The 25,873-nt window shown below is 39.8% G+C and carries 28 protein-coding genes; 5 read left to right on the forward strand and 23 right to left on the reverse strand.

The window, feature by feature from the left end; translation table 11 throughout:
* From QFX38_07840 to QFX38_07935, 20 genes are all read right to left on the reverse strand, one after another.
* The coding region (locus tag QFX38_07840) for a DUF3344 domain-containing protein (protein MDI9624779.1) at positions 1–5,821 on the reverse strand (5,821 nt) is incomplete at its 3' end.
* 290 nt (positions 5,822–6,111) lie between these two features.
* Positions 6,112–7,125 (reverse strand): AmmeMemoRadiSam system radical SAM enzyme, encoded by a 1,014-nt coding sequence (gene amrS, locus QFX38_07845; protein ID MDI9624780.1) that lies wholly within the window; start codon positions 7,123–7,125, stop codon positions 6,112–6,114.
* Between the two features lie 383 nt (positions 7,126–7,508).
* Positions 7,509–7,766 (reverse strand): DUF3194 domain-containing protein, encoded by a 258-nt coding sequence (locus tag QFX38_07850; GenBank protein ID MDI9624781.1) that lies wholly within the window; start codon positions 7,764–7,766, stop codon positions 7,509–7,511.
* Between the two features lie 21 nt (positions 7,767–7,787).
* Entirely contained in the window at positions 7,788–8,156 is a 369-nt protein-coding gene (locus QFX38_07855) for a prefoldin subunit beta (protein MDI9624782.1), read from the reverse strand.
* A complete protein-coding gene (locus QFX38_07860; protein ID MDI9624783.1) occupies positions 8,123–8,413 on the reverse strand; it encodes a KEOPS complex subunit Pcc1 in 291 nt (96 codons plus the stop codon). The genes QFX38_07855 and QFX38_07860 overlap by 34 nt, the downstream gene beginning before the upstream one ends.
* 2 nt (positions 8,414–8,415) lie before the next feature.
* Positions 8,416–8,883, reverse strand: a complete 468-nt coding sequence (locus QFX38_07865; protein MDI9624784.1) for a ribosomal biosynthesis protein — start codon at positions 8,881–8,883, stop codon at positions 8,416–8,418.
* Entirely contained in the window at positions 8,884–9,015 is a 132-nt protein-coding gene (locus QFX38_07870) for a DNA-directed RNA polymerase subunit P (GenBank protein MDI9624785.1), read from the reverse strand.
* 1 nt (position 9,016) lies between these two features.
* Complete coding sequence (rpl37A, locus tag QFX38_07875; GenBank protein ID MDI9624786.1) at positions 9,017–9,286, reverse strand: 50S ribosomal protein L37Ae; 270 nt, start codon at positions 9,284–9,286, stop codon at positions 9,017–9,019.
* A 1-nt stretch (position 9,287) separates the two neighbouring features.
* Positions 9,288–10,103, reverse strand: a complete 816-nt coding sequence (gene rrp42, locus QFX38_07880; GenBank protein ID MDI9624787.1) for an exosome complex protein Rrp42 — start codon at positions 10,101–10,103, stop codon at positions 9,288–9,290.
* Position 10,104: 1 nt separating this feature from the next.
* On the reverse strand, positions 10,105–10,830 hold the full coding sequence (rrp41, locus tag QFX38_07885) for an exosome complex exonuclease Rrp41 (protein MDI9624788.1): 726 nt from the start codon (positions 10,828–10,830) through the stop codon (positions 10,105–10,107).
* Entirely contained in the window at positions 10,827–11,525 is a 699-nt protein-coding gene (rrp4, locus tag QFX38_07890) for an exosome complex RNA-binding protein Rrp4 (GenBank protein ID MDI9624789.1), read from the reverse strand. Before rrp4 ends, rrp41 begins: the two co-directional genes overlap by 4 nt.
* Before the next feature lie 50 nt (positions 11,526–11,575).
* A complete protein-coding gene (locus tag QFX38_07895) occupies positions 11,576–12,274 on the reverse strand; it encodes a ribosome assembly factor SBDS (protein ID MDI9624790.1) in 699 nt (232 codons plus the stop codon).
* A 2-nt stretch (positions 12,275–12,276) separates the two neighbouring features.
* On the reverse strand, positions 12,277–13,023 hold the full coding sequence (psmA, locus tag QFX38_07900; protein ID MDI9624791.1) for an archaeal proteasome endopeptidase complex subunit alpha: 747 nt from the start codon (positions 13,021–13,023) through the stop codon (positions 12,277–12,279).
* A gap of 65 nt (positions 13,024–13,088) precedes the next feature.
* Entirely contained in the window at positions 13,089–13,457 is a 369-nt protein-coding gene (locus QFX38_07905; GenBank protein MDI9624792.1) for an Rpp14/Pop5 family protein, read from the reverse strand.
* 9 nt (positions 13,458–13,466) lie between these two features.
* Complete coding sequence (locus QFX38_07910; protein MDI9624793.1) at positions 13,467–14,171, reverse strand: RNase P subunit p30 family protein; 705 nt, start codon at positions 14,169–14,171, stop codon at positions 13,467–13,469.
* Complete coding sequence (locus QFX38_07915; GenBank protein ID MDI9624794.1) at positions 14,168–14,569, reverse strand: RNA-binding domain-containing protein; 402 nt, start codon at positions 14,567–14,569, stop codon at positions 14,168–14,170. Before QFX38_07915 ends, QFX38_07910 begins: the two co-directional genes overlap by 4 nt.
* Entirely contained in the window at positions 14,566–15,105 is a 540-nt protein-coding gene (locus tag QFX38_07920; protein ID MDI9624795.1) for a 50S ribosomal protein L15e, read from the reverse strand. Before QFX38_07920 ends, QFX38_07915 begins: the two co-directional genes overlap by 4 nt.
* A gap of 164 nt (positions 15,106–15,269) precedes the next feature.
* Positions 15,270–15,593, reverse strand: a complete 324-nt coding sequence (locus QFX38_07925) for a carboxymuconolactone decarboxylase family protein (protein ID MDI9624796.1) — start codon at positions 15,591–15,593, stop codon at positions 15,270–15,272.
* Between the two features lie 38 nt (positions 15,594–15,631).
* The gene (locus QFX38_07930) at positions 15,632–16,561 is read right to left on the reverse strand and encodes an SPFH domain-containing protein (protein ID MDI9624797.1); all 930 of its coding nucleotides are present in this window, start codon (positions 16,559–16,561) and stop codon (positions 15,632–15,634) included.
* Positions 16,562–16,567: 6 nt separating this feature from the next.
* Positions 16,568–16,993: an NfeD family protein gene (locus QFX38_07935; GenBank protein MDI9624798.1), complete on the reverse strand. Its 426-nt coding sequence runs from the start codon at positions 16,991–16,993 to the stop codon at positions 16,568–16,570.
* Between the two features lie 91 nt (positions 16,994–17,084).
* On the opposite strand from QFX38_07935, the gene QFX38_07940 reads away from it, so the two are divergent.
* The 4 genes from QFX38_07940 to afpA are packed head-to-tail and all read left to right on the forward strand — an operon-like array spanning position 17,085 to position 19,757.
* On the forward strand, positions 17,085–17,420 hold the full coding sequence (locus QFX38_07940) for a carboxymuconolactone decarboxylase family protein (GenBank protein MDI9624799.1): 336 nt from the start codon (positions 17,085–17,087) through the stop codon (positions 17,418–17,420).
* Positions 17,417–18,526 carry an ABC transporter permease gene (locus tag QFX38_07945; protein MDI9624800.1) on the forward strand — a complete coding sequence of 370 codons (1,110 nt, stop codon included), beginning with the start codon at positions 17,417–17,419 and terminating at the stop codon, positions 18,524–18,526. Before QFX38_07940 ends, QFX38_07945 begins: the two co-directional genes overlap by 4 nt.
* Positions 18,527–18,537: 11 nt before the next feature.
* Positions 18,538–19,194, forward strand: coding sequence for an ABC transporter ATP-binding protein (locus QFX38_07950; GenBank protein ID MDI9624801.1), 657 nt, complete (start codon positions 18,538–18,540; stop codon positions 19,192–19,194).
* Positions 19,194–19,757, forward strand: a complete 564-nt coding sequence (gene afpA, locus QFX38_07955; GenBank protein ID MDI9624802.1) for an archaeoflavoprotein AfpA — start codon at positions 19,194–19,196, stop codon at positions 19,755–19,757. The genes QFX38_07950 and afpA overlap by 1 nt, the downstream gene beginning before the upstream one ends.
* Here the strand turns inward: afpA and QFX38_07960 are convergent, their stop codons facing one another.
* From QFX38_07960 to QFX38_07970, 3 genes are all read right to left on the reverse strand, one after another.
* Entirely contained in the window at positions 19,758–20,057 is a 300-nt protein-coding gene (locus QFX38_07960; protein ID MDI9624803.1) for a hypothetical protein, read from the reverse strand.
* Complete coding sequence (locus tag QFX38_07965) at positions 20,045–20,980, reverse strand: CPBP family intramembrane metalloprotease (protein ID MDI9624804.1); 936 nt, start codon at positions 20,978–20,980, stop codon at positions 20,045–20,047. Before QFX38_07965 ends, QFX38_07960 begins: the two co-directional genes overlap by 13 nt.
* A gap of 84 nt (positions 20,981–21,064) precedes the next feature.
* The gene (locus QFX38_07970) at positions 21,065–21,547 is read right to left on the reverse strand and encodes an adenosine-specific kinase (protein MDI9624805.1); all 483 of its coding nucleotides are present in this window, start codon (positions 21,545–21,547) and stop codon (positions 21,065–21,067) included.
* 176 nt (positions 21,548–21,723) lie between these two features.
* On the opposite strand from QFX38_07970, the gene QFX38_07975 reads away from it, so the two are divergent.
* On the forward strand, positions 21,724–25,873 hold a 4,150-nt coding region (locus tag QFX38_07975; GenBank protein MDI9624806.1), incomplete at its 3' end, for a cobaltochelatase subunit CobN.

Genomic DNA, 25,873 nt, shown 5'->3' on the forward strand with positions numbered 1-25,873 from the left:
TAAGTTGGACTGTGTAATCACCTGCAACATCACCACTGTTCGTGACATTAACCCTCACTATAATACTTAATGGTGCCAAGCCAGATTCTGGTGTCACGGTAAGGTTTTCTAGGGTGAATTCTGGGCCTTTGTAGGCTGTTATGTAGTCTTGTCTTGTTAGTGTGTTTTCTCCTCCTGGACCCTTTACTGTGAGTGTTACGGTGTATGTTCCTGGTTGGGTGTAAGTATGGGTTGGGTTTTGTTCTGTACTATTTGTACCATCACCAAAATCCCAGAACCATTCGACGGCTCCCTCTGAGAGATCCTGGAATTGTACTGTTAGTGGAGTTATTCCTTCTGTTGGGTTGGCTGTGAAATTGGCTACTGGTGGTTCATATTCTAGGATTAGGATGCTTCCTAGGGCGACCATGTTGTCTCCGTTGCTTCCGTTGTTGTAACTTTGTATTCTGGCTATGTTTGTTCCTTGTTGGATGGCTTGTTTTATGTTGTAAGTGCTGAATCCTATTTGTGGCCCTGTTAGATAATCTTGCCAGAATCCAATGTATTCCTGGTTGTTGAAGTAGAATTTGCTTTTGTTGGCTTCGTTTGCTGATGCTAGAACGTTTATTATGGTGGCGTTTTTTACCATCTCCGTGTTTATGTTGTTGAATATTGCATATGCCGTTGCTTCTGTATCGTTTACGCCATAGTCTGTTCTGCTGTATAGCATGTCTGTTTCTTCGTTTATCCAGATCCTTTTAACTGTTTCGCTTGTGTGTTCGTAGACTACTATGAGATATGATCCGTATAGTGCTGTTGTTGTGTTGGGTCCGGCTGTTAAGGTTAGTGTGTTATTTTCACCTGCCTTGAAGAGGCTTGTAACATTATATACGAGGAGTCCGCTTGGGTAATCATATGATCCGTAACCCTTGGTGTCATTGTAATGTGCTACAGGGTTTATGATTTGTTGGTTGAATGTGGCAGCGAAATCTGGGATTCCACCTACCGTATTCCATGTGTAGGGTTGATACAATCTAGCTTCCTTGATTGTAGCCCCTTCAGGTATTGGTAGATCTGTTGGGGTCCATGTAACGATATATGGATTTTGCCAGTTACTTGAACCGCTTCCACGATATGTTGAATTACCAACTGAATAGATTAGTCTGAATTTGCCTTCTAAGATTAGTACTGTGTTTATGTCTTCTCCTCCGGTGTATCTCTTACCTTTGTATCCATTGTAGTAGACCGTTCTTGTTGCCTCATAGATGTTATTGGTTTCGTTGGTTTCTTCAACTTCATTGTCACTGTCTATTATGGCGTTAATGGTTACGGATCCTACTAGTGTTGGTATGAAACCATTAAATGTTACATTGACACTTGAATTGTCAGCTAATCCTGGTAGTGTCTTTGTAATGTTATAATTACCTATTATGAGTTTCACTTTGAATTGGCCCGCGTAAAGGTTCCCTTCATTAAATACTGTTATTACGATCTCGTTAGGTTCATTAGCGAAAAGTTCACGGTGTCCGGCCGCGTTGCTTGGATTATAACTTATATTGGTAATTTTAAGATCTCTTTGCAGTGTTAAGGGCATGTTTACAAGGTTGTTGGCGATGTTAGCGTCTCTTATGTTCGTATTTTCTAGGTAATGTGTTGTTTCATTGTATAGGATATTTGCAATGATTGTGTGATCTCCCAGGCCGATATTGATATCTTGTGTGAGTATTTGTGATTCTCCAGGTGGTAGTGGGTTTATGTGGTGTAAGTATTCTTGGGTGTCGTAGGTTATTTTAACTGTGAAAGTAGTAGTGGGGTCTATTAGTGTGAGATCTGCTTTGCCATTATTTTTGATTCTTACTTGTATGCTATTATCTGTTAGTGTGAGGTTCTCGATCATGAGATCAACGATCAATGGCTTCTGGTCTTGTTGGTATGGTATGTCTCCTATTCCATCCCCGTTGGTGTCGTCTCCTGTGTAGTCTGACCAATAGTTACCTTTATCAGTAGTGTTCCAATTGTTGTTGCTTGGATCTCCTTCTGTCTGGTTTGTATTATTTATGAAGTAGTTATTGTATAATAGGTTTCCTGTGCTGGCGCCGATTCCGGTGCCTGTTAGTCTGATACCTTTTGTGTTTTCCTTGATGATGTTGTCTGTGATGGTATGATTACCCCCACTTGTCACGTAGATTCCATAATTGCATCCTGTGACATTGTTTCCTGTTATTGTACAATTTCTGGCGTTGAATAGCCATATTCCATAATCACAGTTTGTTATTATGTTGTTTTGTACTGTGTCATTGTTTAGTGACACGATGCCTTGTCCTTGTTTGTTTGTACCTATTAATGTGTTAGCTACTATTGTATGGTTACCCCCGCTTTCAACGCGGATTCCACTTTTGTCTGCCACATAGACTGTGTTGTTGGCTACGAAGCTATTGCTACCATATATTGCTATAACTGACCTGGTTGTACCTGGGTTTACTATATTGTTTGTTATGGTGTTGTTTGTACCATATACAATCAAACCACCAGAAGTAATGTTATTGTATGCTATTGTACTGTTGCCGTCTCCGTATGCATATATACCATAACTGCCAGAAGTGATGTTATTGCATGTTATTCTGTTATTTGTTCCACCGTCGTAGAAGTATATGGCGTTGGTACAGTTTCTTATAATGTTATTTTCTATTGTGTTGTCAGTGGTTGGTTGGAGGAATATTATGGCTGAGCTGTCAATGTCTGTTATTGTGCTATCCTTGATTGTTATCATGGTACAATTGTAGAGGTATGCGCCGAACCTGTTTTGGGTTAATGTTACGTTTTCAATGCGAGAATTGGTTGTATTGACCAGTAATATGCCCTCTTGTGAATTTGAAATGCTAATATTTTTTATTGTGATGTTCGTAGCATTCACTAGGCCAATGAACCCCACATCCTCTGTGAATGTCATATCTTGGACATTCATTAGATAGTATATTGGTTTTCCGTTGATGGTGTTACTCGTGTCAATATCTTCTACAAATTTTGTGAAGACTCCGAAGTTGCGCGTGTTATTTAATAAACTGTTGTTGCGGAGCGTGCAAGCTTCAGCATTCACTAATCTGATACCGTAGTAGTTGTTAATGACAGTATTGTTGATTAATGTGCACCTGTCATATCCATCAACTAATATGCCCGCGACGCCAGTACCAGTGGCCCCTGTAATTATGAAGCCTTCAATTCGCGTATCATTAGCATTTACTTTGATGACATGGTTCCCTGTGCTGCTTGCGATGATGGTCACGATACCATTGGCTTTTAATATTAAAGATTTTGTTAGGCTTATGTTTTCTGTGTAGTTGCCCTCACCTACAAGTATTGTGTGACCATTCTGTGTAGCGGCATCGTTTATGGCATCTTGAATTTTGCTGAAAGTCTTGTTGGTTTCTAAATTCATAACCCTTGCAACTGTTATGTAGTCTTGTCTTGTTAGTGTGTCTTCTCCTCCTGGACCCTTTACTGTGAGTGTTACGGTGTATGTTCCTGGTTGGGTGTAAGTATGGGTTGGGTTTTGTTCTGTACTATTTGTACCATCACCAAAATCCCAGAACCATTCGAAGGCCCCCTTTGAGAGATCCTGGAATTGCACCGTTAATGGGATAACTCCAATTGTTGGGTTTGCAGTGAAATTAGCCACCGTTTCCGTTTTATATTCTACTACGAGGATTTGTAGTAGTGCTAGCATGCCACCGGAATCTGTTCCTTGTATGATTGCTATGTTATTATTTGGTTGGAGTTTTCCTGTTACATTGAATACTTCTGGGTATGCTGTTTTGCTGTTTCCTTGCCATACGTTCAATCCTAGGGTTTCAGTGTTGAAGTATACGTTTCCTTCGTTGGGTCCGGCGTTACCCGCCCATGCATAATATGTGGCGTTCACAACCTTTTCTAGGTTGATTTCTGGGCCGTTGAATATGGTGTATGCCATTGTTTCATCAAGGTTTGTTCCATATGTTGAACCTAATAATAGAATATCGGCTTCTTCTGCAATGAATATTTGTCTTCTTGGCGCTGTCGTGTCGTTGTAGATTACTAAGAGTGTGAATGGGTACATGCTGAGTGTGTGCGTACTCCCTGATGCTGGTACTGATAATGTAACATTCACGATGTTATCCTGGTTCTTAAGATAATATTCTGTTACATTGTAGACGAGAAGACCATATTTATAAGTTGGATAGCCTCCGAAGTTTGATTGATCCCAGTACCATCTTGTATAGTTTCCTGGTTGGAATACGGCGTTGTTAAACTGTATTGTGAGGTATGTTAGTGCCGCGCCCTCTTCTGGTTCTATGCCCTTGTTATCCCAATTGTATGGTACATATAACCATACTTCAATGGGTGTTGCATTTTCTGGTATGCTGGGTTGTGTCCCGTTAAATATTACTGTGTAATTTGACCATCCGCTTGTTCCACTAGCATATGTTGTGTCTGGCTGTGCATAATATGCTATGCCACCATTGAGATCGTATACAAGCTTTGTTGTGATGTCTGAACCGTTGTAAGCCCATCTTTTACCCTTGTATCCATTGTATAGTATTGGAACCGTCCTCGTGTATTGGTTGTTTATTTCGTCGGTTTCTGGAATTTCATTGTACGGGTCTATGACTAACCTGTAAGTTACGTTTTGGTTATTGTTACCATAGCGTGTTTGGGCTGTGGCGGGTCTTATCGTAGGATCGGTTATGTTGACGTTTATGTTAGTGTTGGGTCCTATGGATGGTATGGTTGCAGTTGCAACTAATTCATCATTGGCGTATAGGTGTAGTATTGTTGGTGGTGATGTTCCCGTTCCATTGTTTCTGATTGTGCAGGTTATTGTATTGTTTTGTAATGCGAATGCTGTACCACCTGTGACACCAACAAGCTGGAATCTTAAATCAATATTTGGCGTGTATGTGACTTTCTGGATTGCTAGGATGATCTTATAGTAGCCTGATAGTCCTGTTCCTGGGCTTTTGTGGTATGTGAATTTGTTGGATGTGTTATTGTAGAGGTTTGTGACGTTCCATATTTCGTATCCGCTGTATGTTCCTCGCCTTTCGTATGTGCCGTTTGGTAGGTTCTGGTCATTATAGGTATAGATTCCGTCTTGACTTGCAGCATGCACTATCATCAGCGTGGCATCCCGGACAGTTCCTTGTATTGCTCCCGTAAAGTATGTTTCTCCTGTGTACTCTTCGTCATTGTAGCTGCTTACATCATGTCCAAAGTTGATCCAGTACCTTGTCCCTGTTGTGCTCCCTGGAAGGTTGTAAGCCACAACCAACGTTATGAGTTTTATTCTGCCATCATAGGAGCCGGTGGTGCATACGTTAGCCCAATTACTCGTATTTGTTAGTCCTGTTACGTCATACCATAGTAGGTAGTCGCTTGTTACACGCATTATATGATTGTTTACCATTAGGTATGGGTCGTTGTCGTGTCCTGGGCCTAGTATCCAAGTGTTATTGTTCCCACCATTAATGGGGTAGTTATAGGTTGTGTTGAGTGATTGGTTGTCTAGTAGGTGTCCATTGTATGTTACGTTGATGTATGTTTGCCGTGCTTCTTGCATGTGCCCTGAATATACTAGCACGTAGAGTGTTGCATTTTTGATTTGTGCATTTGCTGGTATTGTATAGTTGAAAGTGTATGTAACATTATATGGATCGGTTGCATTGAAGCCGTAGTAAGAGTCTACTGCAACGTCCCCGGTTACATTGCCCTGTTGTACAGTTTCTAGGGGTTTGCCACCTACGTAATTGTCTGCATAGGATGATCCCGTCAATGAAACTGCTATCAGAAATAGGAGGGCTAGGAACAAGATTTGTTCACTTTTCGATCTAATATGGTTCACCCCCATTTTTTTCTATCTGTTGTTTACCCCTTTCATGGTTTATATATTTTACTAAAAAAGTATTACTAATTTTAAGATACTATAAAAATAGTATAATAATATATCAGAAATAATATTACAAAGGCTTAAGAAATAAAAAAATATTAATAACTTTTTTATTGAATCCTCATAATTTTCTCATGCTTCAGCCCCCCATAATTTAAAATAATGCAAAAATGAATTCTGTCCCCCTAAGGACATTACCATAAAGTAAGGGATCAAATAGCACATTTAGGAACGTATCGACCATATATTTTTATTTCTTGCCCGCACCATGGGCATTTACCATTTTCAATCCTGTAGTCTAAAATCTCATAAGAAAACCGTCTTATTATGAGCTTTCCACATTCTGGACAATAGGTATTTTCATATTTGTGACCAGGCACATTACCAATATACACATATTTTACACCCTCTTTCCTGGCCTTCTCTACAGATTCTTCGAGCACTTCTATCCTAGTTGCAGGGTTCATGAACTTGTATCTTGGATAATACCTTGTGAAATGTAGTGGCGTGTCTTCACCCGCAAATTTCAAGTGATTTTCTATTATCCAATCTACGTCGTTTTCGTTCACCCCAGTGATAATGAGACTTATGATTTCAACATGGATGCTATTATCTATGGCTATTTTAACGTTTCTCCAGATCTTGTATACGTCTATGTTGTCGCAGTATTTTTTGTAGGTGGTTTCTCCACCTTTTATGTCTATGTTTAATCCTGTGAGCCCAGCTTTTATCAAAGCTTTTAATGCTTTTTTTGTCATGTAACCATTGGAGACATAGCACCCGTAGAGTCCATGTTCTCTTCCAATTTTGAAAAGGTCAATGGCATATTCTGTTAATAGTGTTGGTTCTTGGAAGCTGAGGCACAAGCCTTCATCATGGTTTTTGAGGGCTTTTTTCACAACAGCCTCTGGGGGTGTATATGAAGCTCCCAGTGGTAGGCTTCTTGAAAGTTGATAGTTTTGGCACCATGGACATGAGAAATTGCAAGAATAAGTTGCTATTGTAAGGGAGGTTGATCCTGGCCAGTAATGGTAGAATGGTTTTATTTCTATTGGCCTGCTTTCCATTGCACTTAGCCGCCCATAAGTTAGTGTGTATATTTTGCCGTTTTTGTTGAATCTTACTCTGCAGGTTCCTTTTTCTCCGTTTGAGAGTTTGCATCTTCTTTCACAGAGTGTGCATTGGATTTTCTTATTGAGTTTTTTGTAGAATGGGCTGGCTTTCATCAAATTATTATCTTTTACCCCCCCTATTATATTGTATTGTGTGGGGGGGTGGCGCCCCACACATTGGAGAGGGGAGGTGCATGTTAGGAGGGAAAAAATGGGATTTGTTAGGGAAGATTATCATAATATTTTATCTATTTATTATTACAAATGGTACTCTGTCTGATATTATATTTAAGATTTTCTATTTTAATTTTATTAAAAAATTAGTTTAGAGGGTGGGAGGGGTGAGGGGACATTTTAGGATACCTTGAGCGAAATGAGATTGTTATATCTTTTTTTGGAGTGTCCCCTCAGATTTTTGTGTTGGCATAATAGAGGAGGGAGTCTTCACACTGTCACTTTGGTATTCTATAATATAAATACATTACTACTAGAAAGTATTATTTTATGTGTTGGTCGAGTTTTTCATAGGCTAGGTTAATGGCCTCCTCCACTATCCTAGGATCGGATTTTGAGAAATCATTAAGGATTAATTCAATGGATATATCAACGTCTAATCCTTCCTCATAATCTAGGATTATGGTTATATCCAAGTCTCTTATTTCCTTTTTGGGGATTTTTGAGAAGATGAAATTTTCTATCGTAGTTGATAAAAGATTGGATATTATTTCAGAGTCTTTTTTTGTTAGTTTTTTCAAGACAGTTTTTCACCCCAATGTTTAGGTTGCGCCTCCTCCTGGTTTTATGCCGGCGCTTTTCATGGCTTCTTGTAGGTTGACTTGCATTTCCTGTAATTTTTTCATGACCCTTTCTTCTTGTCTTTGTATGGTTTTTTCGCGCAATTTTAGGGTTTCGAGTTTGTCTGATAGTTCTTCTTCTATTTCTTCTTTTTTTGCTTTTATAAGGAGGTTGCCTGCGGTCCTATATATGTCAGTGTCTTCTTCTGCCTTTGAGAGTTCTTCTAGTGCTCTTTGGGTTTCTTGGATTTGTCTTTCTACTGTTTGTTTTTGTAGTGAGATTGCCTGTGCTTGTTGTTGTAATTGTTGGAATTGGGCTAGTTGGTGTTGGATGTTTTTTGGGAGTTCCATAATTTATCACCTTTTTTGAGTTTTATTATATCATATGCGAGTTTTATCCATCTGAGGGTTGAATTCATAGCAGCTCTAAATGCTGTTGAATCCTTTGATTCTATTTTTAGGATTATTGTCTTATCTTTTAGTTTTATTTTCATTTTTGATCTGGTAGATGGTGAGTTTTCTATTTCTGGTTTTATTGCTTTCCATATTATATGGGCCCCTTCTTCTAATTGTATTTGGAATTCTCCTTGGATCCTTTGGGGTTTCACTTTTAGTCCTCTAGTTGGATTTTTTTTATGAATATTTTGAATCCTGTTGGCTTCTTTTCATGGTATAGTTCCATTATCATTTCGTATTTTCCATAGGCTGGTTTCACAAGCCAGAAATCCCATCCAGAATCCTCTTCGAAGGGTATTAGACCCTTTAGTATTCTTATATTCCTTATAGGCCCTTTTATTTTCTTTGTTGGTTTTGCTTCAAGTTTTTTGGGGATTGCCACATTTATTGTCATGTATCCTATCTGTTGTCCTCTTGTATTGTAGAATGTTATTTTGCTGGGGTTTCCATGTTTTTCTGATACAATAGCTAATGTGGATTCTCCATGTTCTATTGTTTTTTGTAGGATTTCTTGGATGTTCATTTTTCCCCTGTTTATGTAGGGGCATCCCATGGATCTTTTGAGTTTTTGGCAGAACGATCTTGTCCGCTGTGAGGGTTTTCTGGAGGTTGTTAATAACATTTATCTTGCTTTTATTGTTCTTTTAACTGGTGGGACTTCTTTGAATAGTATTCTGTAGCGGCATTTTGGGCATTTGTTTTCCATGTATTTTTTTAGGTCGATTTGGGCTCCGCATTTTGCGCATCTGTACAATTTATTGGCCTCCTGTTATTCTTTTTATGTGGCGTGTTGCGGTTTTGCCCATTGGGGTTGTTGGTAAGTATGCTCCTCCTGTGAATGTTGTCCCGCATTTTCTGCATTTCCATATACCTGTGCTTATTCTTTTGACTCCGGGCCTGTCACAGTATGGGCAGAGGTGTTTCTTTTTCATCTGTTCTTCTATTTTTTTCACGACTCTCTTGGCTTTTCTGCCGTAGCGTGGCCCGAATCTTCCTGTGATACCTACTTTTTTTGTTCTTGCCATTTTAGATCACCTTGCTTTGTGGTATGGTTTTGTCTAGTTCTTCTATGAGTTGGGGTATTTTCTCTTTTGTAATGTTTATTGCTTTTAGGATGTCTTCTTTGGTTAGGGATCCTTCCCCTCCTTTTTGCATGGCGCAGATTGTGCCGTCTGATCGCATTCCTATTGATAGTCTTGCTGTGAGGATTTCTTCCTCGTCTAGGGAGGGGTCTAGGATTATCTGGTCTCCTATTTTTGCGAATGTGCACATTAGTGCTGTGTCCTCAAGTGGTAATGGTTGTAGGTTTTCATAATCTAGTATTATTTCGTCTTCTTCTATTTTTGCTGTGGGGAGTTTTGTGTCTCTTAGTGCTGCTACTGTTGCCAGTACTGCTGCATCAAATAGGTTTCCGTCGTAGTCTATGATGTGTAGGTCTATGAATAGTAGCCATACGCTGTTGCCTTCTACTATGCATAGTTTTTCTAGGTTGAGCATGTTGCTTTCTCTTATGCAGCGGTCCACGACTCTTGAGAGTTCGATTGATCTTTCGTCTGGTGGTCCTGGTTCGAATGTTGGTGATGCCATTGGTAGTAGTTCTGAGTTTGTTATGATGATGCCCGTGTTTGGTGTGTCTGGGAATGGTTCTCCGATTTGTGGTTTTATGCCTACTATTAGTTGGGTGTTGCCGAGTTTTACTCTGGCTGAACCTTCTGCCTTTGTTATAATTCCTGTTTCTATGAATATTTCCCTGAATTCGTCTAGTGCTCTTCCGTCAATTCTTTCTTTTTTGTTTATGAGGTTGATTATATTTTCGCGGGTGATCTCGGGTACTATGTCCATCTTATTCACCATATTTTCTTTTTAGGGCTTCTTTTTGTACTTTGTTTATTTTTAGGCATCCTTTTATCGCGAGGTCTAGGGCTTTTTCGAATTCTTCTTGTGTGAGGTTACCGTCGCTTTGTAGTAGTGTTATTTCCTTGTTGCGTGGTAGTATGGCTACTGGCATGTCTGCTTCTCCACGTTTATCCTCTTCTTCTGACAAGTCTAGGACTATTTTACCATCGACTTTACCTGCTGCGCAGGCCACTACCATATCTTTCATTGGCATGCCAGCGTCTGCAAGCGCTACTGATGCTGCTGTTATACCCGCGCATCTTGTACCTCCTTCTGCTTCCAGCACTTCTATGAAAACGTCTATAACTGACCTTGGGAACTTTTCCAAGATTAGGGCCGGTCTTAGGGCTTCTGCTGTTATCTTGGATATTTCGACGGATCTTCTGTCTGGTCCTGGTCTTTTTCTTTCCTCTACTGAGAATGGTGCCATGTTGTATCTGCATCTTATAACTGCCCTGTCTGGTCTTTGTAGTTTTTTTATCTGAGCTTCCCTGGGACCGTATACCGCTACTAGTATCTTGTTACCACCCAATTCCAGGTATGATGATCCATCTGCCCTTTCTAGTATCCCTGCTTCTATTTTTAGTGGTCGGATTTCATCTGGTGCTCTTCCATCTTCTCTAGTAGCCTCTGAGACGCTTTTGAATTCATCTGGTGTGATGATAATAATCACCCCTTAACCTTCTCATTTCCTTTTTCAGATTTTATAAGTTCTATGAGGGTGTCTCTCACCCTATCAGTGAGCCCGGATGTGTGAGCCTCCCTATCAATCATCATTATGACTTTTCGGGCCACTTTCTCCATTTCAGGGTCTCCTTTAACCCATACTACTCCGTTTTGTCCTACTACGATATCGCAGCGTGTTTTCTCTTTTATCATGTTTATCATGGATCCTCTTTTACCGATTAGACGTGGGACCTTGCTAGGTGTTATATAGACTAGGACTCCTCCTTTGAATTTTCCAAGCCCTCTGCCTTTTAGGCCTAGTTTAACCTTTTTAACCTCGTCAACATCAACTACTTTTAAAAAGAGGACGTCGCCAATATTGAATATGTTCTCAAGGCCCCTTTTTTCTTTTCCAAAAACTTCTGAGGCTGGTAAGAAGCCTGAGTATGGGGAATTTATATCTAATCCCCACATTGAAAATCTTATATCAGTTATTTCGCCTATGACGACATCTCCCCTTTTTGGAATATATTTACTTACGAGGGGTATGACGCTTATTTGTTTGTTTCTTATGGATACTAGGCCTACGTGGGATGAACATATTTTATTGTTCTCTTTAAATGTTCCTCTGCCAGGGTAGTAGTCATTCTTGGCTAATATTTCGCCTGGTACTACTATGTCTTTGTCCTTTACTAGTATCAAATAGTCATGCCTCCTTTTCTAGACTTTATAGAATAGGAGGAAAAAGAAGCTTATTTGAGGAGTTTTGTTTCGACTTGGCCGCCTGTTATTTCACTCATTTTCTGGTAAAAGCTGTCCTGGAGTCCTCCGGGTATTTCCACGATGGCTATCCATGAGCCGTCTTTCTGCCATTCTTCTTCAAGTATTTTACCAAAATTTGAGATGATACCATAAGCTGGGCCGGCGGTTTCGCCGGGGATCTTAATGGCTACTTTAACCTTCTCAAATTTTATGGGTATCTTAGTGCGAATAGCCTTTAGGATTATGTTAACTTGTTCATCCACTGTCTTGAAGGGGTCAACATGGACCTTAGCCTCTTTCATGGCCTTTTCTATCCTCTTTGGTGGGTGTGGGAGACCTGTCTGTGGGTTTATAGCTTCTCTGGCTATCTTGTTAATGATTTTCTTCTGTTTGTCCTTTATCATCTGTCTTCGCTGTTCTGCTGTGAGTTGTATGCTCCCTTTTTTGAGTATTATCTTGGCGACTTCGAGTGGATCGTCACTTTCAAAAAGTTTGCGCATGGTTTCCTCGGATGCTTTATCCCCCTTCCTGGCGTCCTTGAACACTTCTTGGACTGCTAGTATATCCTCTATATTGACCTTTGATTCGTCTTTTCTGAATTCAGCGGCTAGGTCAGGGTCTACGAGTATTTCGAATCTTTCCCCATGGGACTCCAAGCGGGCTATAACAGCATCTTCGAGGCTTACCATCCTTACTCCTCTTCCTCCTTTTCCTTCCTTATCAGGAGTTCTTCAACATGGTCTTTTATCTCATCATCTGGTAGTTTCCTATATTTTCTATCTTTTGCATCGATTATTGCGATTTCAACACTCTCGGGTGTGGTTTTACCTTCTGTTGCCTCGTATATTGCATCCAAGGCTAGGTTGATAGCTTCCTCTAGGTTTAGATCGTCGTGGTATTTCTTCTCGAATTCTTCCATTGCTATTGGTCTTCCGGCTCCTATTGCTGTTGCCTTATATTCTATTAGGGCCCCGCTGGGGTCTGTTTCGAAGAGTCTGCATCCCTTTCCATCGACTCCCCCTATGATTAGGGCTGTTCCGAATGGTCTCACACCACCGTGTTGGGTGTAGAGTTGTTTCATGTCACATATCTTCTTAGCTAGGCTCTCCACTCTTATGGGCTCATTGTATGTTATCCTATTTATCTGAGCTTCTAATCTGGCCTTTTCTATTATAGCCCTTGCATCAGCCACTAAACCTGAGGTAGCCGCGCCTATATGCTCGTCAATTTGGAATATCTTCTCTATTGATTTCGGTTCTACGAGTTTACTTGTGGGTCTTTTATCAACCGCTAACACTACACCATCTTTTGATTTAACACCTAGTGATGTTGTGCCTCTTTTAACAGCCTCCCTCGCATATTCCACCTGGAATAGCCTACCATCAGGGCTGAAAACTGTTATGGCCCGATCATATCCTGCGCTTTGAAGTGGTTGCATTTATATAACCTCTCATCCATTTTTTGTGAATATAGGATAAAAGTGAATTTTGTATCATCTTTTTCTTATTTAAGTTTAATAAACTTTTGTGTTGCTGAGCGTATTGTACCCGAGATTCCAATGGTGTGAAGAGCCACCCTTTTATTGTCATGTTGATATGTGGAAGATAGTGCGGCCCTCACTTTTTCTTCTTCTCCACGCTTACATCTTATTATACACTTCTGTTTGTAGTTTTCACCATCTTTTAGGGGCGTCCATGTCTTTATAAGCCATAGTTTGAATTTGCTTGTTTCACATTCTCCATGTAATCTGAGACATGCATTCCATATTATGGATACTATATCATTTTTTTCTAGTGGTTTTTCGCTTATGATTTCAACTGCAAGGTATCTTTGGGGTTCTCTTAAACTTGAGGGGAGGATCTTTAATCTCATTGGATCCTCCTATTTGATTATTTTTGCTCCTAGGATTATCATGGAATCCCTTTGTCTGTTAAATTCTATGATTGATCTTGGAATTGTTGATAGTGCATCTATGATCTCGTTTTCTTTCATGTTGATACATTTAAAAAGGGCTATCGTGTCCTTTGGTGTTCTGAGATCATAGGTTGATGTTGCGCTGCTGGTTATCACAATTGGGAAGTGGAATTTTCTGTGAAGTTTGATTATATCCCTGTAGTATTCGAATAGTCTGGTGCGCACTTTTAAATATGAGGTTATAATGTCCTTGATGTTTAATTCTATTGCTACATTGTTTTCTGCCGCGGCCCTTGCATGTACATGGTTTATCCCTGGGTCTCTCCTGTTTTGGTAAGGTCTTGATAGGATGTCGACTCTGATGTTCTCACAAGCTGCTCTGTTGATCTTTGGGTTTCCCCCTTCTACTATGATGATGTCTGCTGTTTTTCTGAATTTGTCCACTTTCCTCTTTAATTGCCTTGGAGTTTCCGCATTTATATTAACAGCTTTTATGATCTCAAAATCCTGAAAATCATCCTCTAACCTTTTGAGCGTCTCTTTGGACTCTTTGTAGGATTTGTCCGAGTATGTGATGGCTGCTCCACTATAACCTAGTCTTTGGGCTTCTTTGAGTAATTTCTGGTCTTCTTGGAAGTTTTCTCCTTGGATGTGGAGGTCATAAAATTTCATGTGATTAGTTTCTTGATGTTTTTTATAGCCACTTCTCGACGGGCTGGATAAGCTTCTATTTTAAGTTTTAAATGGATTGAATCTCCATGTTTTACTAGTTTCCATTCCCCATTATATGCTCCTTGTTTGTCCAATCTTAGGAATAGGTTGCCTGCTTCGTCAACATGCCTTTCAATGTCTAATTTTCCTAGTATGGGTTTTATCCTCTCTGTGAAATCTTTTATTGTTTTTTTGTCTGTTATTTTGCCTTTGAGGAGTGTTAGTGGGTTTCCATGGTGTCCTTCTAGTTTTTCTTTTTGGGGGGATGCTGTGGGTAGTATTTTCTTTAATGCTTTGATGACTTTTTCTTCGTCTTCTGTTCCATGGACCATTACCCTATAGGATATGTTATGTATCATCTTACCTTTTCAGCACCTTTTCCCTTGTTTCTAAGGCCTCTGTTCTTTTTACCTTCACTTGTAAGGCCTCTGAATGCTCTTCCTTTTTGTTCGCGGATCCAGTTTATCCTGGGGTCGTTTTTTATGTTGGGGTGGTGTGGGTCGACTAATATTATTTCGTAGTATTTGTATTTTCCGTCTTCCCATACCCAGTATGAGTTGAGGACTTCTAGGTTGGGGTATTTGCGGGCTACTCTTTCTTCTGCTATCCTTTTGAGGCTCTTTTTTGTTGTTATCTTCCTGACGCCCATCCTTTTGGGTCGTCTACCGCCTTTGAATCGGCTTTTTCTCATGCTCCCGCGCCTTACCCGCGTCCTCACGATTATGAATCCTTTTTTTGCCTTGTAACCGAGGGATCTTGCACGGTCGAGTCTGGTTGGTTTTTCTATTCTCTGGATCGCCTTTTGCCTTCTCCATTTAGGGACTCTTTCCCACATGAGTTCCCTTACATATGATTCATTTGGGGTTTTCCATGCTTTCCTAATATACTTGTACATTCTCTTCACCTTCATTTTTTTGTTCAGCCCTTAAGGGGCCACATCCAAATGGTGAATTGGGGGTGAATACCCTGCTTATAGTAGTCCTTGTTATTGTAAAATAAAAAGTAATAGAGTGGATTTTATAAGCTACCTTTATAAATACTTATCGCTTGGGTCTAGGATTATTCTTCGAGTACTTCGTAGAGTATTTTCATTGCCTTTGTGAATGGTGGGTTTCCTGATGTTAGGAGCACTACCCTTAGGACGTCTACTATTTCATCCTTTGTGACGCCGAATTCTTTTATGGCACTTTCTATCTGTTTTTTAACTGCTCTGTCATCGGATTTTGCTGCTGTTATGCCGAGGGCTATTAGTTTCTGCGTCTTATAATCTAGTACTTTTCCTGTGTATACTGCTTCGTTTAATTCGACTAGGGCCTTGTAGATTTCTGGGTAATCTTTCTTGGCATAAGCTACTCCCTTACCATAGAATATATCTTCTTTCATTTTTTCAGCACCTCAATGTTGTTATGTTGTTTTTTGTATTATTTATTCTTTTCTTCTGTACTATGGGTTTTCTCGGTTTCTTTGAACAATTCTGATATTCCTGCTATTGAGCCTAGGATCCCTGCTGTTTCGATTGGTAAGAGTATTTTTGTTGCTTGGCCATCTGCGATTTTTTCAAGGGCTTCTAGGTATTTTAATGCTATTATGTCGTTGGTTGGTTTGCCTTCGTGCATTGATTTGAATATTGTGAGTATGGCTTTTGCTTGTCCTTCTGCCAGGGCCACTTCCTTGTATTTTTCAGCGTCAGCGACTTTTTTTATGGCCTCTGCTTTACCTTCAGCTTCTAGTATGGCTGCTTGTTTGTCTCCTTCGGCTTTTTTGATCTCTGATTGTTTGTACCCTTCCGCTTCTAGTATGGCTGCTCTTTTCATCCTCTCTGCTTTCATCTGTTTTGACATGGCTTCTACGATGTCTTTTGGGGGTTCTATTCGTTGTATTTCCACGCGGACTACTCTTGTACCCCATCTGTCGGTTGCTTCATCTAATACTTTTCTTAGTTGGGCGTTTATCATTTCTCTAGATGTTAATGTTTCATCTAATTCTAGGTCGCCTATTATGTTTCTGAGGTTTGTTTGGGCGAGTTTCGTTACTGCTTGGTAGAAGTCAACTACGTTGTATACTGCGTTGAATGGGTCGACAACCTCATAGAATATTACGCAGTCAACCACTACTACTGTATTATCTTTTGTTATAACTTCTTGTGGTGGTACGTCAACGACTTGTTCTCGCATGTCAACTTTTTTTATGCTTTCAATGAAGGGTATTATCATGACGAGTCCGCTTTCAACTGTCCGCTGATATTTACCGAGTCTTTCGACAACACCCTTTTCATAGGGTCTTAAGATTTTTATGCTCTTATATGCTAATACAAGGAGCACTAATACTATTATTATGCTTAGAAGATCCATTATGGATCACCTCACACTATCCTTTTTTTCTACGATGAGTTTAACACCATCTATGGCCTTTATGGTGACTTTATCACCTTTTTTGATCTTATCATGGGATTTAGCGCGCCATTTCTCGCCATCGAATTTAACAAGGCCCTCATAGTCTTCAAAATCTTCTATAACAATTGCTGTTTGTCCTATCAGTCTGTCAGCAACGGCTCTTCTCTGAGGTTCCTTTGAGATCTTGGAGGCAAATGGCCTTGATATACCAAGCAAAACTGTGGAAACTACGAGGAATGTTATGAATTGAATTGTGAAGTTGAAACCAAAATAGCTGAGCGCCGCTGCAACGAATGCACCAACACCAAACCATAAAAGAAAAAAGCTTGTTGTAAGCATTTCACCAATAAGACACACAGCCCCTATTATAATCCAACTACCATAATCCATAATACTCCACCAATTGATAATTATGATCTCATGGTTATTAACCATTTCTAATAAACATCCTACCAAAAAAAATCGGGGGGATGGAAATTGGATGAAATCCTACAGAAGGCTCGAAAAATTCTTCGGCTTCGTACCGGAAATATTCAAAGTTCTAGAAGATGAACCACAAACCCTAAAAGTATACTATGATAAAATGGAGAATATAATATCCAATGATGCACTCCCACTAGTTACAAAGGAACTTATAGGAGTTGGGGCTGCAGCGGCCCTTGGCTCAGAACATTGCCTCAAAACACATATTAAAGTTGCAAAGCGCCTTGGAGCGTCCAAAGATGAAATATTATTAGCAATCCTTATAAGGGCTAGCATGGCCGAGTCAACAGCACTTTCAAAATCCTTGAGAACATTCAAAGAGGAAATATTATGAAATTCATCCACCTAATATTGAAGAATCCCTTCAGGAACAAGATAAGGAGTACCCTGGCTATTATAGGGATAGCTATTGGGATTGCGACTATTGTCGCACTAGGTATAATAACAGAAGGACTTAAGGAGTCTACACAAGAAACTCTTAAAGCTGGTGGAGCGGATTTCACAATCGTGGAATCAAATGTATCAGACATGTTCCTAAGCACAATAGACGAGGACTACATCAACAAAGTGAATAATGTGGATGGTGTTAAAGAAGCTGTAGGAGTTTTAACATCAGTACAACCCATAGAGAATACCCCATATTTTGTAGTTATAGGAATAGACCCATCCAAGATAGCCTTAAGCCAGATAAAAATAACAGTAGGAAGAAGCATCAAAAAAGAGGACGAGATCATAATAGGGAAAGTAGCATCAGAGAAACTAAACAAGACAGTAGGGGATAAAATCAGCATAAAAGGGGAAGACTACAAAATAGTGGGCATATTCGAATCAGGGAACATACAAGAAGATGGTGGGGCTTTCATATCCCTCAAAAAACTCCAAGAGATAGAGGACAAAGAAAATAAAGTGACCATGATATATGTTAAAGCGGAAAAAAATGCGAACATTGAAAAAATTAGAAAACAAATAGAAGAGAAATATGGTGAAAATCTCACAACCATAGCATCACTCGAAGACTTGCAAAGCGTAGACCAGGGCCTTAAAACGGTTGACGCTGCAAGTTGGGCCATATCACTCCTAGCAGTGATCATAGGGGGTGTAGGTGTGGTTAACACGATGATAATGTCTGTTTTTGAACGTACAAGGGAGATTGGAGTCCTAAAGGCTGTTGGGTGGAAGAACAGGAGGATCCTCATGATGATATTGGGGGAGTCCCTAATCCTAACATTAATCGCAGCCATAGTAGGATCTGTGATGGGCGTGGCAGCCATACAGATACTCATCCACATTAACATGGGAGGATTCATAAAACCCGTTTACAGCTTAAGTATTTTCCTCAAAGCATTTATTGTCGCCATCTTTGTGGGTATACTTGGAGGATTCTACCCAGCATATAGGGCTACAAGACTAGAAGCCACAGAAGCCCTAAGATATGAATAAAAGTGAGAGAGATGATAATCAATATAAAAAACCTTAAAAAAACTTTTGATGATGGTAAGATAATTGCACTTGATGGTATAAACCTACAAGTAAAGAAAGGAGAATTCATTTCCATCATGGGCCCTTCAGGTTCTGGTAAATCAACATTACTCAACATGATAGGGGCATTAGATCGGCCTGACTCAGGGATAATAGAAGTTGCCGGGCGAAATTTGATGAAAGAGAAGGATCTGAGCAGTTTCAGAGCCCAGGAGATAGGGTTTATTTTCCAATTACACAATCTCATACCTAATCTTACAGTGCTTGAAAATGTTGAAATACCAATGTTCGAGGGCCCTTACAAAGATAGGATGGAGGAAAGGGCCATGGAATTGCTCGAGTACCTCGGACTTTCTGACAAGGTCAATAGGCTCCCTTCGGAGCTTTCTGGGGGTGAAAGGCAGAGGGTGGCTATTGCAAGGGCTCTTGCTAATGATCCGACCATAATATTGGCTGATGAGCCTACAGGATCCCTTGATTCGAAAACAGAAAAGAAGATATTAAAGAAACTTAAAGAGTTAAATAGGGATCATAATGTCACTATAGTGTTGGTGACTCATGATCCTCGGGTTGCCTCAATAGCCTCCAGAATCATAAAAATACTGGATGGAAAAATATTGGGGGGATAATAACTGTGAAATTGAATGTTGCTTGGTGTATAACTGGTGCAGGGGATAAGATCATAGAAACTTATGAGGTTATGAAGGACATCAAGGATATTTATGATGGCAGGGTTTTGATTAAAGTTTTTATTTCCAAGGCTGGAGATCAGGTAGTTAAATATTATGGGCTCTATCAGGATCTTGAAGCAAATTTTGACCAGAAATGGGTTGAAATCAGTGCTAATTCACCATTCCTTGCTGGTCAAGTACAGTTAGGTAAATATGATTTTCTTCTTATAGCACCTTGTACTTCGAATAGTGTTGCCAAGATATCACTTAGGATAGCGGACACTCTCATCACAAATGCGGCTATAATGGCGCAAAAAGCTGGAGTGCCAGTATATATCATGCCAACAGATTTCGAAGAGGGTAAAACGGAGACTAGATTACCAAATGGGAAGGTATTAACGCTTGAAATAAGGAAAGAGGATGTTGAACACGTTAAAAGATTATCTAGGATGGAGAACACCCACGTATTCAAGGATCCTGAGTATATTTATAAGATATTTGAAAGGTTGACCGGTGAGTAATTATTCAATAAGTTCTTGTATGGTGGCCTCGTAGGTGTAAAAGGTTTTATCATCCTCTTTTATGGTATCAAGTGAACCTGTCCCTCTGAAGTAGGCTTTTATTTCACCAGTATCAGCGATATTCATTGTTAGGGGTTCCATGTCCGTAAGTGACTCGAAGAATTCTATTATCTCTTCTATTTCACTTTTATCTGGGCTTTTGAATTTTATGGATAGTGTGCCCCTCTGTTTTTCCTTTATCTTAACTATATCCTGGTTGACTTCAAGTTTAGTGTTTGCGGTGAAAACTACTTTTTCCATAATATCCCTCTTATTTTCAAGGTTATCTTTTTTATGAGATTTAATTTTTGTGGTAGTATTATTATTATGAGTAGGATTCCGTTCATTAGGATTGAATAGTAGAGTTGTTCAATAGGGTTGGGTGGGGTTGAGAAATTGGTGAAAAGTGATGGTAGGGGTTCATAGAATGATGATGTTCCATCATTTATTACGAGTGCGCAGAACATGTTATTGGCGGTGTGGATGCCAATGGCTGTTTCAACACCATCCTCTAATACTGTGATAATTGCCGCTATTAGGGCGAAGATGAATGTGTCAATGAAGATGTTAAAATTACCCACGAGTGTTAGCTGGTTTCCCCAGTGTCCAATGGCAAATATTATAGAGGATATTATAATGGATAGTTGGGGTTTCTTCAAAGACAAGTTTAAGGCTTGTAGGATGTATCCTCTGAAGAAAATTTCTTCAAAGCCAGCTTGGAAAAAGATAGTTAAGCTTATAATAAAAAGTAGTGGATAAGTTGCCCTATCAAATGTGAATTTGAGGTTAGGATCTGGTAAACTGAAAATGAGAGATACTAAAAGCATTGAAAACCATACAACAAAACCTTTAAGGATCCTATACCATTTTATGCGTTCATGGGCTGTTATAACACTCTTAAAATCTCTCCTATGGATGAATACCATGCAGAAGAATAGGAACAGTATCAAGAATGCACTTACAATATTATAGGAGAGAAGATCCGCGAATCCTTGGAAGAATTTTCCTATTGGAGGATGTAAACCAGTAAGATCTGATAGGATGCTAATGATATCAAATAGGATGTAGATTGATACTAGACCTATGATTGCACCTATTGAGATGCCAGGATTTGTTAAAATGATGGTGAGTAGGTATCTCCACCAGTTATTTTTTCCTTCTCTTGCAAGTTGCAAAAATTTCATGAGCTCATATGTGGGGTGTAAGCCAATAAAAAAATTTTGTTATTCCACACTTCAAAATAAAACTTCGCCATACTATGGTTTGTTTCAGAATTTGTAGCCGATCTTCCTTAGGAATTGTTTTCTCTGGATTATATCTTCTTCTTTTTCTATTTTACGTGGGCTTTCACCATCTATTACTCCTATGATCCCTCTGCCCTGTTGCGTTTCAACTAGGAGTACTTGTACCGGGTTGGCTGTTGCGCAGAATATGTTAACAACTTCTGGAACATCTTTTATGCGTTGAAGCACGTTTATTGGGAAAGCATTTTTTAAGAGTATGAGGAATGAATGTCCAGCAGCTATATCGAGCATTTTGTCGGCTGCAAGTTCTTCCAATTCTTCATCATTACCTGCATGTCTTACAAGACAATCTCCTGATGCTTCTGCGAATGCGATCCCAAATTTTGCATGTGGCACGGTATTCACTATAGCCTCATAGAGGTCTTCCACGGTCTTTATAAAATGACTTTGACCAAGTATGAAATTTATATCCTCCTCAAATTTTAGTTCTACCACCTTTATCTCCATCTGATCTTCCCTCCAAGAACTTCTCACTTAGTAGGTTATGTGTTTATAGCCAAAATAATATTATCGGTTCTCTTTTTAAAGTGGATGACCACATATATCAAATTAACTTTAAATTATTTAAAGTAAACTTTAAATATTTGGTTGTTATTAAAATGGTAAAGGAGGTGAAAAAAAGCATGAAAACAGTAAACTTGATTATCTCAGTTTTCGTCGCTATCGCCATGATAAACACAGTATCAGCAGCCGAAGTTAACGGCCAAATCAAAGAAATCTACAATGAAACAAATGGAACATATACCACTCTGGACAATGCCATACCAGTCGAGAATGCAACCATAAGGATAAAATACAATGGAATAATCATAAATGAGACAAAAACCGACAAAAACGGCCAATATACCATCGGATTCACTCCCATGACAAACCCCCTAGAATTGGAAATATCATATCTCACTTACAAGAAGGCCACATACACCATCAATGGCCCTTGCACAATAAACCATACATTCATGCCAGACATTGCAATCATAAGTTCGGTGCCGGAAAAAGCGAAGATACTCGCATCATTAAACAATAGACGCATAATATACCATGATATGTGGAATCCCAGCTCCCAAGCCAATGATTGGATACTAGAATATGTGAATTTCGCATACCTTGACATGGCAATGCCAGGCACAGGCTGGGGCGACTCATGGTACCCATACCTTCTCAAAAGTCCAGCAAACAAAAATTATATGATAGCAGCAGCATTCGGCTACCCCACAGACACAGATACCGACCCCTATGGAGGCGACGGACTACACCTCCTCAAAGGAAATGATACCAATGACACACCAGACACCATAGAAAACACTTACATAGCAAGTTACTGGGCCCTTGCAACTGGAACAGCAGCAAAAGAAAACCTCGAAAACATGATAAAATACATCTACTACCTCCTCGGTGAAACAGACTACAACCCAGTTGAACATGGTGAAGGTCCAATAATGTCAAACCCGGACTGGGGATTATATCATCCTGATTATGGTGTGGCAGGCATCATTCCCACAAGAGATCAGATAAAAAATTGGATAGAAACAAATCCTGGACTGATACCACCCTATGACAGCCTAAAATGGATAGATCAAAATTATACAAGTTGGTCAAATGAACAACGCATGAACCTTTACAAAGAATTTGGAAGATGGTACAATCAGACAAAGAACATCACAGGACCATTCATTGTCGTGGTAAGCTACTCACCATCCCCAGTAGTTGATGCAATAATCAGGGAAGCTGAAAAAAATGGTAGAGCTATCTTCTGCCTATACCAGGGTGCAACTAATCCACCTATAACATCGTTCCTAGAAGAAATTGTAATTAGCAAAGCTCTTGGAAGAGACGTAAATGCAATAATATCATTATACTCTTGGTCTTTGAACTATCCCAACCTCCCTAATGGAGGTGCACTTCGAGAACTTACAATGATGAATATCCCAGTAATCAAAGGCGTGCAACTATATGACAATTCAAGTCTTACAAACCCCCTCGGAGCACAATATGAATGGACATGGCAAGTTACAATACCAAGCTTCGAAGGCGTATTTTCACCAATACTTGTATCATACACAGACACAAGTACATGGGATGAAATACCAATAGATCCAGGGGTTAAAAAGATAGTGGACATAGCTGATAAATGGGCGAAGCTAAAGGAAGTCGAAAACAGTGAAAAAAGATTGGCTATCATAGTATACAATTATCCACCTGGAAAGGATGGGCTCACAGCATCCTACCTAGACGTTTTCCAAAGTTTACACGATTTACTCATTAAACTCAAAGAAAATGGTTACACCACAGGAGACATACCATCCCCAGAAGAACTTTATGCACTATTAGTAGAATCTGGTAATAAAGGTACATGGGCAAAACCACTACTCGAACAATACATTTCAAAGCATAAGCCCATACTAGAAGAAAATGGACAACTCATAAGCCTTGAAACATACCTTAAATGGTTCAATGAACTCCCAGCGAAGCTAAGGGAAGAAGTTATCATGAAATGGGGAGAGCCACCCGGGGAACTGATGACAATAAACGAGACCATAGTAATCCCAGGGATAGTCCTAGGGAACATATTCATAGGTATACAGCCAAGCCGCGGATGGGAAGAAGTGCAGAATTACCATGAATCATACTTGCCACCACACCACCAATACATAGCATTCTACAAATGGATAGAAAAAACTTTCAAAGCAAACGCCATGATACATCTCGGAACCCACGGAACACTTGAATGGCTCCCAGGTCGGATGATAGGACTAACAGAGGAAGACTGGCCATTCCAACTCACAAACTTGCCAAACATTTACCCTTATATTGTCTCCAATCCCGGTGAGGGACTTGTGGCAAAGGACAGGAGCAACGCACTTATAATAGACCATATGACCCCTGCGATGGTCCAAGGTGGCCTCTACGGGGACCTCATCGAAATCCATGATCTCATACACCAATACAATAATGCATTGAAAGTTGGTAACCTACAAATACTCCCTGAACTTGAAAATGAGATAAAAACAAAGGCTTCAAAATTGGGCTTTAACATTTCAAGCGACTTTAAACAAGCTTTAGAAGAACTCCATCTTAGATTACATGAAATCGAAAATGACATAATACCCCTTGGACTCCACAGTCTCGGTAAGATTCTCAGTGGAGAAGAGCTTGTTGAAGAAGTTTTCACCATAGCATCTTCAAGGTCAGATTTCCTCGAAAATGTAAAAAAGAAACTATACCCTTCAATAGCATTAAGATATTCTGAAATGTCCAAGAACACATCTTACGAAAATGCTGTGGAAAATATCAAGGAAACAGCCAAAGAATGGATAAGAAATATAATAAATGGTATAATACCAGTGGAGATCGAAGCTAACGACTTGGAATTCATAAATGATACGATAAATAAAATCAGGGCAAATAGGGAATGGCAAAATCTATTAAATGCTCTCAGTGGCGGGTTTATAGAACCTGGATTGGCCGGAGACCCTGCATGGAATGATGTATTGCCAACAGGCGTTAACTTTTATGCTACTAACCCAAAGAAGATGCCAACAAAGGCTGCATGGGAAACTGCCAAGAAAATCGTGGATAAGTTACTCGCAGACTATTATAAGGCCCATGGAAAGTTCCCAGAGCTTGTAGGGATGGTCATGTGGGGTACTGAATTATTAAGGACTGACGGCATTGCAATAGCAGAATTCTTATACTTGCTCGGTGTGAAGCCTGATTGGAATCCTAATGGTGACTTGAAACCTGAACCTGTCCTTATGAGCCCATCAGAGCTTAAAATAGTCATTGATGGCATGGAAATACAAAGGCCTAGGATTGATGTTTTCGTAACTGCCGTCACAGGATACCAGGGTTGGATCGACTTGATGAACAGAGCCGTTGAACTCGCAGCTTCAGCCAATGACACCATAAATTATGTTAAAAAGCATTATGATGAGTGCCAGTCCCTTGACAGAGTATTCGGTCTTAGAGGACTTGTACTTGAAGGCACAGGGGTTTCAGATCTTCTACCCAACACTTCAAAATGGGAAGCGACAAGTGAACTCGCCGATGTTTATCTTTCCAGGGTTTCATATGCTTGGAAGTCAACACCTACTGGTATTAGTATACAGCAAAATAAAGGAACATTCCAGTATCTGCTTAAAAATATGGATCTTATGACACAGAATCTTGACAGTACTTGGCGTTTGCTCGACACAGACGACTACTATGACTGGTTTGGTGGAATGTTATTAGCCTCAAGGCAATTAGGTGGCAACCCAGAAACTTCACTCGTAGATATAAGGAACAAAAATACTATTGCCACAAGGAGCATCAAAGAAGAAATTGAATTGGAAATAAGGTCCCAGCTCCTTAATCCAAAATACATGGATTCTCTTCTTAGCTCTCCAAGTGGTTGGATGGAATATGCTTCAAGGTACAAAAATGCATTTGCAATAGCCGTGACCAGCAATTCTATAAGTCAACAATTATGGACGCAAATGGCTGAAAACCTTTTAACGCCAAGATTCAGCACCCCAGGACCCTATGGGGCGTTTGCTCTCCAATCAATGATCGCATGGGTGCTTGAAGCCAATAGACGTGGTATATGGACCCCTAGCAACAGTGGATTGGTAACACAACTTGTAGACAAGTACATAGGAATTGCAAATCAGTATGGTGTTGCTTGCTGCCATCATACTTGTGGTAATATTGTGTTTAATCAGTGGGTTGTGAGTGTTTCGTCATTGAATTCTGCGAGCCTTCAGAGGTTTGCGGGTGTGTTTGCAGCGGCTACTG

This window comes from Methanothermobacter sp., assembly GCA_030055615.1.
Taxonomy (GTDB): Archaea; Methanobacteriota; Methanobacteria; order Methanobacteriales; family DSM-23052; genus Methanothermobacter_A.

What these genes read in the sequence shown, in the direction of transcription:
- QFX38_07910 (MDI9624793.1), bottom strand. Translation starts at nt 14,171, where the DNA reads ATGAAATTTTATGACCTCCACATCCAAGGAGAAAACTTCCAAGAAGAC.
- QFX38_07970 (MDI9624805.1), bottom strand. Translation starts at nt 21,547, where the DNA reads ATGGAGATAAAGGTGGTAGAACTAAAATTTGAGGAGGATATAAATTTC.
- rrp42 (MDI9624787.1), bottom strand. Translation starts at nt 10,103, where the DNA reads ATGGACATAGTACCCGAGATCACCCGCGAAAATATAATCAACCTCATA.
- QFX38_07865 (MDI9624784.1), bottom strand. Translation starts at nt 8,883, where the DNA reads ATGTTATTAACAACCTCCAGAAAACCCTCACAGCGGACAAGATCGTTC.
- psmA (MDI9624791.1), bottom strand. Translation starts at nt 13,023, where the DNA reads ATGCAACCACTTCAAAGCGCAGGATATGATCGGGCCATAACAGTTTTC.
- QFX38_07920 (MDI9624795.1), bottom strand. Translation starts at nt 15,105, where the DNA reads ATGTACAAGTATATTAGGAAAGCATGGAAAACCCCAAATGAATCATAT.
- QFX38_07950 (MDI9624801.1), top strand. Translation starts at nt 18,538, where the DNA reads ATGATAATCAATATAAAAAACCTTAAAAAAACTTTTGATGATGGTAAG.
- QFX38_07905 (MDI9624792.1), bottom strand. Translation starts at nt 13,457, where the DNA reads ATGAGATTAAAGATCCTCCCCTCAAGTTTAAGAGAACCCCAAAGATAC.
- QFX38_07960 (MDI9624803.1), bottom strand. Translation starts at nt 20,057, where the DNA reads ATGGAAAAAGTAGTTTTCACCGCAAACACTAAACTTGAAGTCAACCAG.
- rpl37A (MDI9624786.1), bottom strand. Translation starts at nt 9,286, where the DNA reads ATGGCAAGAACAAAAAAAGTAGGTATCACAGGAAGATTCGGGCCACGC.
- QFX38_07935 (MDI9624798.1), bottom strand. Translation starts at nt 16,993, where the DNA reads ATGGATTATGGTAGTTGGATTATAATAGGGGCTGTGTGTCTTATTGGT.
- QFX38_07925 (MDI9624796.1), bottom strand. Translation starts at nt 15,593, where the DNA reads ATGAAAGAAGATATATTCTATGGTAAGGGAGTAGCTTATGCCAAGAAA.
- QFX38_07940 (MDI9624799.1), top strand. Translation starts at nt 17,085, where the DNA reads ATGAAATCCTACAGAAGGCTCGAAAAATTCTTCGGCTTCGTACCGGAA.
- QFX38_07945 (MDI9624800.1), top strand. Translation starts at nt 17,417, where the DNA reads ATGAAATTCATCCACCTAATATTGAAGAATCCCTTCAGGAACAAGATA.
- QFX38_07915 (MDI9624794.1), bottom strand. Translation starts at nt 14,569, where the DNA reads ATGATACATAACATATCCTATAGGGTAATGGTCCATGGAACAGAAGAC.
- QFX38_07930 (MDI9624797.1), bottom strand. Translation starts at nt 16,561, where the DNA reads ATGGATCTTCTAAGCATAATAATAGTATTAGTGCTCCTTGTATTAGCA.
- amrS (MDI9624780.1), bottom strand. Translation starts at nt 7,125, where the DNA reads ATGAAAGCCAGCCCATTCTACAAAAAACTCAATAAGAAAATCCAATGC.
- QFX38_07855 (MDI9624782.1), bottom strand. Translation starts at nt 8,156, where the DNA reads ATGGAACTCCCAAAAAACATCCAACACCAACTAGCCCAATTCCAACAA.
- QFX38_07965 (MDI9624804.1), bottom strand. Translation starts at nt 20,980, where the DNA reads ATGAAATTTTTGCAACTTGCAAGAGAAGGAAAAAATAACTGGTGGAGA.
- QFX38_07895 (MDI9624790.1), bottom strand. Translation starts at nt 12,274, where the DNA reads ATGGTAAGCCTCGAAGATGCTGTTATAGCCCGCTTGGAGTCCCATGGG.